Origin of the sequence: Bradyrhizobium sp. IC4060 (assembly GCF_020193715.1) — a bacterium.
GTDB lineage: Bacteria > Pseudomonadota > Alphaproteobacteria > Rhizobiales > Xanthobacteraceae > Bradyrhizobium > Bradyrhizobium yuanmingense.
This window is the reverse complement of sequence record NZ_JADYVJ010000011.1, coordinates 248,692-260,331: the sequence shown is the minus strand read 5'-3', so window position 1 is coordinate 260,331 and position 11,640 is coordinate 248,692. Positions and strand designations below refer to the sequence as shown.

Annotated in this window: 10 protein-coding genes; 5 read left to right on the top strand and 5 right to left on the bottom strand. The window is 67.1% G+C overall.

The features are described 5' to 3' along the window. The first annotated feature begins 51 nt into the window (after positions 1 to 51). Both purD and I6F16_RS29635 read left to right on the top strand, forming a co-directional pair. Complete coding sequence (gene purD, locus I6F16_RS29640; RefSeq protein WP_225114849.1) at positions 52 to 1,335, top strand: phosphoribosylamine--glycine ligase; 1,284 nt, start codon at positions 52 to 54, stop codon at positions 1,333 to 1,335. Positions 1,336 to 1,538: 203 nt separating this feature from the next. Further along, positions 1,539 to 2,441 carry an alpha/beta hydrolase gene (locus tag I6F16_RS29635; protein ID WP_225114848.1) on the top strand — a complete coding sequence of 301 codons (903 nt, stop codon included), beginning with the start codon at positions 1,539 to 1,541 and terminating at the stop codon, positions 2,439 to 2,441. A gap of 104 nt (positions 2,442 to 2,545) precedes the next feature. Here the strand turns inward: I6F16_RS29635 and tadA are convergent, their stop codons facing one another. Beyond that, positions 2,546 to 3,004, bottom strand: a complete 459-nt coding sequence (gene tadA, locus I6F16_RS29630) for a tRNA adenosine(34) deaminase TadA (protein ID WP_225114847.1) — start codon at positions 3,002 to 3,004, stop codon at positions 2,546 to 2,548. 117 nt (positions 3,005 to 3,121) lie between these two features. Between tadA and I6F16_RS29625 the strand changes: the two genes are divergently transcribed. Both I6F16_RS29625 and rsmD read left to right on the top strand, forming a co-directional pair. Continuing rightward, a complete protein-coding gene (locus I6F16_RS29625; protein ID WP_225114846.1) occupies positions 3,122 to 5,149 on the top strand; it encodes a pseudouridine synthase in 2,028 nt (675 codons plus the stop codon). Positions 5,150 to 5,151: 2 nt separating this feature from the next. After that, a complete protein-coding gene (gene rsmD / locus I6F16_RS29620) occupies positions 5,152 to 5,709 on the top strand; it encodes a 16S rRNA (guanine(966)-N(2))-methyltransferase RsmD (protein WP_225114845.1) in 558 nt (185 codons plus the stop codon). An 82-nt stretch (positions 5,710 to 5,791) separates the two neighbouring features. Here the strand turns inward: rsmD and mutL are convergent, their stop codons facing one another. Further along, positions 5,792 to 7,606: a DNA mismatch repair endonuclease MutL gene (mutL, locus tag I6F16_RS29615; protein ID WP_225174227.1), complete on the bottom strand. Its 1,815-nt coding sequence runs from the start codon at positions 7,604 to 7,606 to the stop codon at positions 5,792 to 5,794. 316 nt (positions 7,607 to 7,922) lie between these two features. Here mutL and I6F16_RS29610 point away from each other — a divergent pair, with 316 nt between their 5' ends. Next, a complete protein-coding gene (locus I6F16_RS29610; protein WP_225126843.1) occupies positions 7,923 to 8,231 on the top strand; it encodes a hypothetical protein in 309 nt (102 codons plus the stop codon). Positions 8,232 to 8,287: 56 nt separating this feature from the next. Here I6F16_RS29610 and arfB read toward each other — a convergent pair whose 3' ends face one another. From arfB to I6F16_RS29595, 3 genes are all read right to left on the bottom strand, one after another. After that, positions 8,288 to 8,704, bottom strand: a complete 417-nt coding sequence (gene arfB / locus I6F16_RS29605; protein WP_027575820.1) for an alternative ribosome rescue aminoacyl-tRNA hydrolase ArfB — start codon at positions 8,702 to 8,704, stop codon at positions 8,288 to 8,290. Between the two features lie 119 nt (positions 8,705 to 8,823). After that, complete coding sequence (locus I6F16_RS29600) at positions 8,824 to 10,191, bottom strand: pitrilysin family protein (protein WP_225174226.1); 1,368 nt, start codon at positions 10,189 to 10,191, stop codon at positions 8,824 to 8,826. Continuing rightward, positions 10,188 to 11,579 carry a pitrilysin family protein gene (locus I6F16_RS29595; RefSeq protein WP_225157376.1) on the bottom strand — a complete coding sequence of 464 codons (1,392 nt, stop codon included), beginning with the start codon at positions 11,577 to 11,579 and terminating at the stop codon, positions 10,188 to 10,190. Before I6F16_RS29595 ends, I6F16_RS29600 begins: the two co-directional genes overlap by 4 nt. Positions 11,580 to 11,640 lie beyond the last annotated feature (61 nt).

Here is an 11,640-nt window from a genome sequence, read left to right as displayed (position 1 = left end):
CGATTCGTGCGACCTCCGCCCCCAGCAAAACCCCTTTATCCTGAGCCCTCGATGCACATTCTCCTGCTCGGTTCTGGCGGCCGCGAACATGCCCTGGCGTGGAAGATCGCGGCCTCTCCCCTGGTGACCAAATTCTGGTGCGCGCCCGGCAATGCCGGCATCGCCAGGGAGGCGGAATGCGTGGCGCTCGATGTGGCCGACCATGCCGCCGTGATCGACTTCTGCAAGCAGAACAGGGTCGAGCTCGTGGTGGTCGGGCCGGAGACGCCGCTCGCGGCCGGCATCGTCGATGATCTCTCAGCCGCCGGCATCAAGGCGTTCGGGCCGAGCATGGTGGCGGCCCAGCTCGAAAGCTCAAAGGGGTTCACCAAGGCGCTGTGCACCGAGTTCGGCATTCCGACCGGCGCCTACAAACGCTTCACCAATGCCGATGACGCGCGCGCCTATGTGCAGAGCCAGGGCGCGCCGATCGTGGTCAAGGCCGATGGCCTTGCCGCCGGCAAGGGCGTCGTGGTTGCCAAAACCGTGCGCGAGGCCGAGGACGCCATCGCCATGATGTTCGAGGGCGCCTTCGGAGAGGCCGGCGCCGAGGTCGTGATCGAGGAGTTTCTGCCGGGCCGCGAGATCAGCTTCTTTGCGCTTTGCGACGGCGAGACGGCGATTCCGCTCGCCTCCGCCCAGGACCACAAGCGCGTGTTCGACCACGACGTCGGCCCGAACACCGGCGGCATGGGCGCTTATTCGCCGACGCCGCTGGTGACGCCTGCCGTCCACGACGCGATCATGGCCAAAATCATCCTGCCGACGGTGGCAGGCATGAAGCAGCGCGGCACGCCGTTCCGCGGCGTGCTCTATGCCGGGATCATGCTGACGACGCAGGGCCCAAAACTGTTCGAGTTCAACGTCCGCTTCGGCGATCCCGAGTGCCAGGTGCTGATGCTGCGCATGATGAGCGACATCGTGCCGGCGCTGCTCGCCGCCTGCGACGGGGAGCTGAAGCATTTCGACCTGCGCTGGCACAAGGAATCCGCGCTGACGGTGGTGATGGCGGCGAAGGGCTATCCCGGCGACTACCAGAAGGGCACGCGCATCGGCGGGCTGGAAGAGGCTGCCAAGGTCGACAATGTCGAGATCTTCCACGCCGGCACGGTGGCCAAGGACGGCGCGGTCCTCGCCAATGGCGGCCGCGTGCTCAATGTCTGCGCGCTAGGGGCGACCGTGACGGAAGCGCAGGCGCGCGCCTATCAAGCCGTCGACCGCATCGACTGGCCGGACGGCTTTTGCCGCCGCGACATCGGCTGGCAGGCCGTGGAGGCGGAAAAGGCCAAAAATTAGCGCGTCATTGCGGACGGCGCCCCCAAACGCGCCGATCCGGAATCGCGACATTCGCGTCACCGCGCCGCCACATCTGCACGCCAGAATGTGCAATCAGCAGTTGGGGTTAGTTGCCCCGACGATAATACCGGTACTGTGCATGGGGTTGTTTTCGACACTTTTTGTCGAGCGGCCCCGCCACCGGCCAACAAGGATGCAACAAGATGTCCGATCTCGCCGACCTCTATCCGGGCTTCGCCGCCGAATGGATCGATACCTCGTTCGGCCGCATCTTCGCCCGCGTCGGCGGCAAGGGCCCGCCGCTGCTGCTCCTGCACGGCTTCTCCGAGACCCACGTGATGTGGCACCAGGTGGCGCCCGAGCTGGCCGAGCACTTCACGCTGATCATCGCCGACCTGCCGGGCTACGGCTGGTCCGACATGCCCGCGAGCGATGCGCTGCACATCCCCTACTCTAAGCGCGCCATGGCGAAAGCCATGGTCGAGGTGATGGAGCGGCTCGGCCACGTGCATTTCGCGCTCGCCGGCCACGACCGGGGTGGCCGCGTCTCCTATCGGCTCGCGCTCGACCATCCCGGCCGGCTGTCGAAGCTCGCCGTGCTCGATATCCTGCCGACCTATAATTACTGGGAGCGGATGAACCGCGCCTATGCCTTGAAGATCTATCACTGGACCTTCCTGGCGCAGCCCTATCCGCTGCCGGAGACGCTGATCGCAGGCCAAGGCGAGTTCTTCCTGCGCTTCAAGATGGCGAGCCAGACCAGGTCGAAGACGCTCGATGCGATCGACCCGCGCGCGCTCGAGCACTACCTCGCCCCGTTCCGCGATCCCGCCCGCATCCACGCGATGTGCGAGGATTACCGCGCCGGCGCCTATTTCGATTACGACCTCGACAAGGCCGATTTCGAGGCCGGCAAGAAGATCACGATTCCGATGCTGGCGCTGTGGGGCAATGCTGGCATCGCCCAGGCCGCCGCGACGCCGCTCGACACGTGGCAGCAATGGGCCACGAACGCCTCCGGCATGCCGGTGGATTCCGGCCACTTCCTCACGGAGGAGAATCCCGATGTGACAGCGAGGGCGCTGCGCGAGTTCTTCTTGGCCTGACGATCTTGTAGCCCGGATGGAGCGCAGCGAAATCCGGGATTCTCTCCTCGCCGCGGCACTGTCCCGGATTGCGCTTCGCTCCATCCGGGCTACGCGACTCCGACCTACCGCCGCTCCCGAAAGAACTCCTTCAGCAGCCGCGCCGCCTCGCTCTCGCCGACGCCGGAATAGACGTCCGGCGCGTGGTGACAGGTCGGCGAGGCAAAGAACCGCACGCCCGAGTCCACCGCGCCGCCCTTGGGGTCGGCCGCGCCGTAATAGAGCCGCCTCACCCTTGCAAACGAGATCGCGCCCGCACACATGGTGCAGGGCTCCAGCGTCACGTAGAGGTCGCAGTCGACCAGCCGCTCGCTGCCGATCTTCGCGGCGGCCGCGCGCAGCGCGATGATCTCGGCATGGGCGGTCGGATCATGGTCGGTCAGCGTCCGGTTGGCGCCGGTGGCGATCACCTCGTGATCGCGGACCACCACGCATCCAACAGGAACTTCGCCCGATTTTCCGGCGTTTTCGGCCGCCAGAAGCGCCAAATCCATGAAAGAAGGGGCTTTCATGCCTCGTATCATCGCCAGAAACCTGCTACTAGCTCCGCCTTCAGCAAGAGTGGATACCGATTTTGCCTGAGCATGCGGCTCGCAGCGAGCGCGCACAATGCTCGCGCCACCCCTTAAGTGAGATTAGTCATGCCTCGCGACAGCGACAAAGACAACGATTCCCGCGGCCGGCGAGGCCCGGCCAAAGGCCGTAGCGGCAAGCCGCGCGGGCCAGAGAAGAAATTCGCCAAGCGCAGCTTCGAGGGCAAGGGTGAGGGTAAGGGCGCGCGCGACAGCCGCCCGCCCCGTGGCGACCGTGACAGCCGTCCATTCCGCCGCCGCGAGGAGGGCGACGCACCGCGCCGCGATTTCAGTGACCGTCCCCGTTTCAAGCGCGACGACCGCGGCAGTGAAGGCCGCGGCGAGCGCAGCTTCAAGCCGCGCGGCGATCGCCCGTCATTTGGCCGCGACGATCGTCCGCCGCGCAGGGGTCGCGACGATGCCCGCTCGGCCGGCCGCTCCAGCGACAGGAAGTTCGGCGACAAGAAGCCCTACGCGCCGCGCGGCGACCGTCCAGAGCGCAAGTTCGACGGCGAACGGAAATTTTCGCGGGGCGGGCCGGATCGCCAACGCGACCGTGGGGATCGCCAACGCGGCCATGGGGATCGCGAACGCGACCGTGGGCCGCGCGAGGATCGTGGCGAACGCAGCTTCAAGCCGCGCGGAGACCGTCCGAATTTCGATCGCGGTGATCGCGCACCGCGCGGGGATCGCCCGCGCAAGAGCTTCGACAAGGATTTCGGCGGCCGTGATCGCGGCGACGAGAAGCCCTGGCGTCAGCGCGACGAGCGCCGTGGGGGCGGTCGTGACGATGAACGTCCGCGTTTCTCTCGCTCGCGCGACGACCGCGCATCCGGTGACCGCCCGTTCCGCGAGCGGCCGAAATTCGATCGGCCCCGTGACCGCGACAGCGAACGCGGTGACCGTCCGAAATTCGATCGCCCGCGCCAGCGCCCCGAAGGCCGCATGGATTGGCAGGAGCATCCGCGCAACGAAGGCCGCTTCCGCGATCGTCCGCGCCGCGAGAACGAGGACGACAGCAGGATCTTCGAGAAGCGTCCCGCCTTCGGCGGCCGCGGCGCCTATCGCGAGCGCGATCGTGATTTCGAGGGCCGGCCGCGCCGCGACGACGCGCCGAAGCCGAAGAAGGCCGGCGAGCGCATCGCCAAGGTGCTGGCCCGCGCCGGGCTTGCCTCGCGCCGCGATGCCGAGGAGATGGTCACGCAGGGCCGCGTCACCGTCAACGGCCGCGTCATCAACTCGCCCGCGCTCGACGTCACCAAGAACGACGTCGTCATGGTCGACGGCAAGCCGTTGCCGGAGCGCGAGCGCACGCGCCTCTTTCTCTACCACAAGCCGCGCGGGCTGATGACGACGCATGACGACCCCGAGGGCCGTCCGACCGTGTTCGACAATCTGCCCGAAGGCCTGCCGCGGCTGATCAGCGTCGGCCGGCTCGACTTCAACACCGAGGGCTTGCTGCTGCTCACCAACGATGGCGGCCTCGCGCGCACGCTCGAGCTGCCCGACACCGGCTGGCTGCGCCGCTACCGCGTCCGCGCCCATGGCGACGTCACCCAGGCGCAGCTCGACCAGCTCAAGAACGGCATCGAGATCGAGGGCGTCAAGTATGGTCCGATCGAGGCCACGCTGGAACGCGACCAGGGCGCCAATGTCTGGCTGGTGTTCGCGATCCGCGAAGGCAAGAATCGCGAGGTGCGCAATGTCTGCGCCCATCTCGGCCTCGAGGTGAACCGGCTGATCCGCGTCTCCTACGGACCGTTCCAGCTCGGCGAGATTCCGGAAGGTCAGGTCGAGGAGATCCGCGCGCGCGTGCTGCGCGAGCAGCTCGGCGACAAGGTGATCGAGAAGTCGGGCGCGCAGTTCGACGCGCCCTCCAAGTCATCTTCGCGCGTCGACGACGCGACCAGCGAGAAGAAGCCCGCCAGCAAGCGCGCGGTGATCAGCGACCGCAAGGGTCGCCGCGTACTGGTGCAGCGCACCGGCAGCGAGGAAGCGCGCGAGCGCAACGAGATGGAGGCGAGCGGCTACGGCCCGCCGCGCCGTCCCAAGCGCGGCTATCACGGCAAGCGTGACCTGACGCCGCGGGAGGATTGAAGTTGCGCGTCGTCGGCGGTCGTTTGAAGGGGCGCAATCTCGCCTCACCGTCTTCGCGCGACATCCGCCCGACGGCGGACCGGTTGCGCGAGTCCGTGTTCAACATCCTCGTGCACGCCTATGACGATCCGATTGCGGATGCGCGCGTGCTCGATCTCTTCGCCGGCACCGGCGCGCTCGGCATCGAGGCGGCCTCGCGCGGGGCGAAGTTCACGCTGTTCGTGGACAACGGCGCGGAGGCGCGGGCGCTGCTGCGCAACAATGTGGAATCGCTCGGCCTCGGCGGGGTGACAAAAGTCTATCGCCGCGATGCGACCGATCTCGGCCCCGCGCATCCCGTCGAGCCGTTCTCGCTGGTGTTCCTCGATCCGCCCTATGGCAAGGGCTTTGCCGAGAAGGCCCTCGCGAGCCTTCGCGACGGCGGCTGGCTCACGCCCGGCGCGCTGCTCGTGGTGGAAGAGGCGAAGGCCGCGCAGTTCGTGACGCCTGAAGGTTTCGAGGAGCTGGAGCGGCGCGCCTATGACGACACGGAGTTTGTGTTCTTGCGTAGGGCGGATTAGCAAAGCGTAATCCGCCACTGTCTCTCACTGCGGACGCAGAAGAGGTGGATTACGCCTTCGGCTAATCCGCCCTACGGCACCGTCACCTCCGCCCGAACAGCTTCTCCACGTCGCTCAGCTTCAACTCGACATAGGTCGGCCGGCCGTGATTGCACTGGCCGGAGTTCGGCGTGTCCTCCATCTCGCGGAGCAGCGCGTTCATCTCCTCCGGCCGCAGCCGGCGGCCGGCGCGCACCGAGCCGTGGCAGGCCATGGTGGCGGCGACGTGCATCAGGCGGCGTTCGAGCGGCAGCGCCTCGTCCCATTCGGCCATGTGCTCGGAGAGATCGCGCAACAGGCCGCCGGCATTGGTCTTGCCGAGCAGCGACGGCGTCTCGCGCACCGCGACCGCGCCGGGGCCGAAGGATTCGATGGCGAGGCCGAACGACGCCAGCTCCTCGCTGCGTTGGAGCAAGCGCTCCACAGTGGCCTCATCCATCTCGACGATCTCAGGGATCAGCAGGATCTGCCGCTGCACGCCGTTGGCGGCGAGCGAGGCCTTCAGCCGCTCGTAGACGATGCGCTCATGCGCGGCGTGCTGGTCGACGATGATCAGGCCGTCGCGGGTCTGCGAGACGATGTAGGTCTCGTGGATCTGCGTGCGCGCCGCGCCGAGCGGGCGGTCCACGAGATCAGCTACCGGCTGCGTCTCGATCCGCACGTCAGCACTGGGCGCGCCGACGTCGAAGGCAGCCTGCGCACGCTCGGCGAAGGCGGGCGCGGCGGCGCCTTCGAACGACGGCATCGGCGCCACCGGGGCGGCTGGCGAGGCGCGCCAGTCCCAGCTTGCCGGACGTGGCGGCGTGAAGGCTGGGCGGAACGAGGACAGCGCGCTCTCGCCGCTATTGGCGGCGGTGCGGCGGCCCTCGCGCGCCAGCGCTTCCTTCAAGCCATGCACGATCAGCGCGCGGACGAGGCCGGCATTGCGGAAGCGCACCTCGGTCTTGGCCGGATGCACATTGGCATCGACCTCACGCGGATCGAGCGTGACGAACAGTGCCAGCACCGGATGGCGGTCGCGCGGCAGATAGTCGGAATAGGCCGCGCGCACGGCGCCGAGAATGAGCTTGTCGCGCACCGGCCGGCCGTTGACGAAGAGATATTGACCGAGTGCGTTGGCCTTGGTCAGCGCGGGAGCCGCAGCATAGCCGGCGACCACGACGCCCTCGCGCTCGGCATGGACCTCGATGGCGTGGCTGCGGAACTCGGCGCCGAGGATGTCGCCAAGCCGAGTCAGCTGTCCGGCCGCGCCGGGCAGCGCCGCGGTCCAGGTCACCGGTGCGCGCTCCTCGCCGGCGAGCGTGAAGGCGATGTCGGGCCGCGCCATCGCGAGGCGCCGTACCACTTCGCGGATGGCTTCCGCTTCGGTGCGGTCAGTTTTCAGAAACTTGAGCCGCGCCGGAGTCGCATAGAAGAGGTCGCCAACCTCGACGCGCGTGCCATGCGCCAGCGCCGCCGGCATGATCCCGGACTTCTCGCCGCCCTCGACCGATAACGCCCAGGCGTGCGGCTCGCTGGCGTGCCGCGTGGTGATGGAGAGGCGCGCCACCGAGCCGATTGAGGGCAGGGCCTCGCCGCGAAACCCGAGGGTGCGAATCTGCAGCAGGTCCTCGTCGTCGAGCTTGGAGGTGGCATGGCGCTCGACGGCGAGCGCAAGGTCTTTCGCGATCATGCCGCTGCCGTCGTCGGTGACGCCGATTCGCCGCCGCCCGCCGCCGTCGGTGAAGACGTCGATGCGGCTCGCGCCGGCATCGATAGCGTTCTCGACCAGCTCCTTGACCACGCTCGCCGGACGTTCGACCACCTCGCCGGCGGCGATGCGGTTGACGACCTGTTCTGGCAGCTGGCGGACGGGCATGAGGCTCACTCGGCGAATATTCTCAAGTCTAATGCCGCGCAGCGACAAATGCATGGGTCAGGTCGAGCTTCCCACACCCGAAATGGGGGACATTTTCGGCGCGCCTCGTCCGTCGGGAATGCTTGGCATGTTCCGCACCGCCGCATATGAGGAGCACAATTCCGCGAAAGCGCCGCGAAAACCCTAAACGATCACCACACGACGCGGCTTGCATCACACCGCGCCGTTCGAACTCTCTTCGCGATGAACCGGTCCGGTGCAGGCGAACGGTGCAGAAGGCAACCGACGGTTCATCGCGACATTCCAGGAGAAATGGATGAAGTTGGTGAAGACCTCTGCGATCGCTTGCGCTCTCGCGGCCCTCGTTGCAACGCCCGTTCTCGCCCAAGGCACCTCGTCTGGGACGAGGCCTGGCGGCACCGTACAAAGCAAGCCCATGCAAGGAGGCGCGTCAGGCAGTGAGGATGAGGATCTCGGTGCACAGCAGGGCGCAGCCGGCGAGAAGGTCGGCATGAAGTCGGGCAAAGGCACGAAGGGGTCCGTCGGGACCACCGGCAGCGCGACGCGCAAGGGCACCACGGACGATGCGGCGACCGGCGGTGCTGCGGCCGGCAAGCGCTACTGACGCCAGCTCGCGAACGGCAAATCTCCGGTCGCTCGCGCGACCGGAGGTTTTTCGCATCAATCGTCGAAGCTCCGGCCGCGGCCGGCCTTGATGTCGCTGCGGCGTTTCTTGCCCTCGAGCCGGCGCTGCTTGGAGGCGAAGGTCGGCCGCGTCGCACGGCGAGGCGTCGGCCGGACCATGGCCTCCTTGAGGATCTCGACGAGACGGTCGATGGCATCCTGACGGTTGCGCTCCTGAGTGCGAAAGCGCTGAGCGTGGATCACGATCACGCCGTCCTTGGTCATGCGCTGGCCGGCAATGCGGGCAAGGCGCAGCGCCGCGTCCTCGGGCAAGGTCAGCTTGCGCGTGTCGAAGCGCAGCTGCGCGGAGGTCGCGACCTTGTTGACGTTCTGCCCGCCCGGGCCGGAGGCGCGGACAAAGCCGATCTCGATGTCGTCCTCGTCGATGACGAGATCGCGGGATATCCGCAGCATGCTGGCACCATTCGTGATGTCAGGACATACCGCGGACATTCGTCCTCAGCAATGGCGCTGCCGTGAAACGCAAATGGCCGGGATGGCCCCGGCCATTCAGGAAACGTCGAGAAAAGAGATCAGTTCGACTTCGTCGCCGGTGCAGCCGCCGGTTGCGCGGCGGCCTGCGGGGCCCGGCCGACGACGACGGTGAGCAGCCCCTGGCCCCAGAGCCGCTTGGCGGCTGCCTTGGCATCGTCCAGCGTCACGGCGTCGACGATGGCGTTGCGCTTCTCGATATAGTCGATCGGCAGCTTGTCCTGCTGATATTGCAGCAGCGCCTGTGCCAGCTTGGACGAGGTGTCGAGCGCCAGCATCTGCGAGCCCTTGAGGTAGGACTTGGCCTCATCGAGCTCCTTCTGCGTCGGGCCCTCCTCGGCGATGCGGCGCACCTCCTGTTCGATAGCCTCGATGGTGTCGCCGGCGCGGTCGGCGCGGGTGCCGGTATTGCCGATGAAAATCGCCGAGTGCTGCATCCAGAGCAGCGACTCGTACACCGAATAGGCCAGCCCGCGCTTCTCGCGCACCTCGCGATAGAGCCGGGACGACAGACCGCCGCCGCCGAGGATGTGATTGACCACATAGGCCGCCATGAAGCTGGGGTCACTCCGCTTCACGCCGGGTCCGCCGAAGGTGATCACCGTCTGCGGCACGTCGAGGGTCACGAAGGCGCGTTGCGGCGGCTTTGCGGCCTCGACGTCGGGGACTGGCGTCAGATTGGCCTTGGCCGGGAGGCTGCCGAAGGTGTGGTCGAGCAGCTTTCCGAGCGTAGCCGGATCGACGTCCCCGACGACCGCAATCTTGAGGCCATCCCTGGCGAGGACACGGCCGACATAATTCCTCAGGTCGGCAATTGTGATGGTCGGCACGCTGTCGAGGTTGCCGTTGCTCTGCCGGCTGTAGGGGTGATCGCCGAACGCGAGCTCCAGAAACTTGCGGCTCGCCAGCGAGGTCGGATTGGTGGTCTCGCGGCGCAGGCCCGAGATGACCTGCGAGCGGATGCGTTCGACGTCGGCCGTGTCGAAATGCGGCGAGGTCAGCGCCATCCTGAGCAGGTCGAAGGCCTCGTCCTTGTTGTCGCGCAGCATGCGAAGGCTGCCCCGGAGGGTGTCGCGGGTGGCGTTGAAGGACAGCTCGATGGCGCGGCGGTCGAGCCGTTCATGGAACGTCTTGGAATCGAGATCGCCTGAGCCTTCGTCGAGGAGAGAGCCGACCAGATTGGCAACGCCCGGCTTGTCCTTGGGGTCCTCCGCCGAGCCCCCGGCGAAGGAATATTCCATGGCAATCAGCGGCACGGTTGCGTCCTGCACGAACCAGGCTTCGATGCCGCCCGGCGAGATCAGGTGCTGGATCTTTGCGGCGGCCTGCGACGGCGAGACCGCAGAGAATGCGAGGACCGCGCCGGCGGCAACGGAGAATGCAATGCGGCGAAGGAAGGAATAGGTCACGAGCGCTTCTCCTCGCGCTTGGCGGTTGCAGTGTCCTTGATCAGGTAGCCCGTCACCGAGCGCTTCTTCTCGAGCCATTTCTGCGCAACGGCGCGAACCTGCTCGGCGGTGACGGCGCGGATGCGATCGGGCCAGCTCCTGATGTCCTCGATCGACAGGCCGGTGGTCAGCGCGCCGCCGTACCAGCGCGCCAGCACAGCCTGGTTGTCCTGGGCGTAGATCGCTTCGGCAATGAGCTGGGTTTTGACCCGCTCCAGATCCTCGGCGCGGATCGGGTTCTGCGCGACGTTGGCAAGGACCCCGTCGACCGCCTGCTCGACCTCTGTAAAACTGACGCCGGGTTTCGGTGCAGCCGAGATCGCGAACTGGGTCGGGTCGAGCGAGATGCTCGAATAGCTGGCGCTGGCGGAGACCGCGAGCGGCTTGTCGACCACGAGGGCGCGGTAAAGATAGGAATTGCTGCCGCTGCCGATCAACTGCGCCAGCACGTCGAGGGCCGCGCTCTCGCCGGCCGCGGCCGTGGTTGCCGAGGGCACGAGATAATAGCGCCGCATGTTCGGCTGCTCGACGCGCGGGTCGGCCAGCGTGACGGTGCGCGGGGCGGCGGGCTCCGGCTCCTGCGGACGAACGCGCCGCGCCGGGATCGCGGGCTGTGCGGGGATCGAGCCGAAATTGCGCTCGACCAGCGGGCGGACTTCGGCGGCGTCGACGTCGCCGGCGATCACCAGGATCGCGTTGTTCGGCGCATAAAAGCGACGATAGAAGGCAAGCGCATCCTCGCGATCGAGCTTCTCGATCTCCTGATGCCAGCCGATCACCGGCCGCCCATAAGGGTGGTTGAGATAGAGCGCGGCCATGATCTGCTCGTTCAACCGCGCATCCGGATTGTTGGCGACGCGCATGTTGTACTCTTCGAGCACGACGTCGCGCTCGGGCAGCACGTTCTCGTCCTTGAGGACGAGGCCCGTCATGCGGTCGGCCTCGAACTCCATCATGGTCGGCAGCTGCTCTTTCGGCACGCGCTGATAGTAGTTGGTGTAGTCGACCGAGGTCGAAGCGTTCTCGTTGCCGCCGACACGCAGCACGGTCTGGGAGAATTCGCCTGCCGGATGCTTCGCGGTGCCCTTGAACATCAGGTGCTCGAGGAAATGGGCGAGGCCGGACTTGCCGGGCGTCTCGTCGGCCGAGCCGACCTTGTACCAGATCATCTCGGTGACAACGGGGGTGCGGCGGTCCGGGATCACCACGACCTGCATGCCGTTGGCGAGCGTGAAGCTGGCGGGCGGAGCCGATGTCACCGTGGTCTGGGCAAGGGCGGCGCCGGCCGAAAGGACACTCGTCGAAAGCAGCGCGGCAAGGAGGCAGGCAGCCGATCGGTAAGAGGACATCATGATCCCTGGTTGTGAGGTGCCGAGCCCGGATCTCCGGCTCGGAGGGCACGGCAGGCTA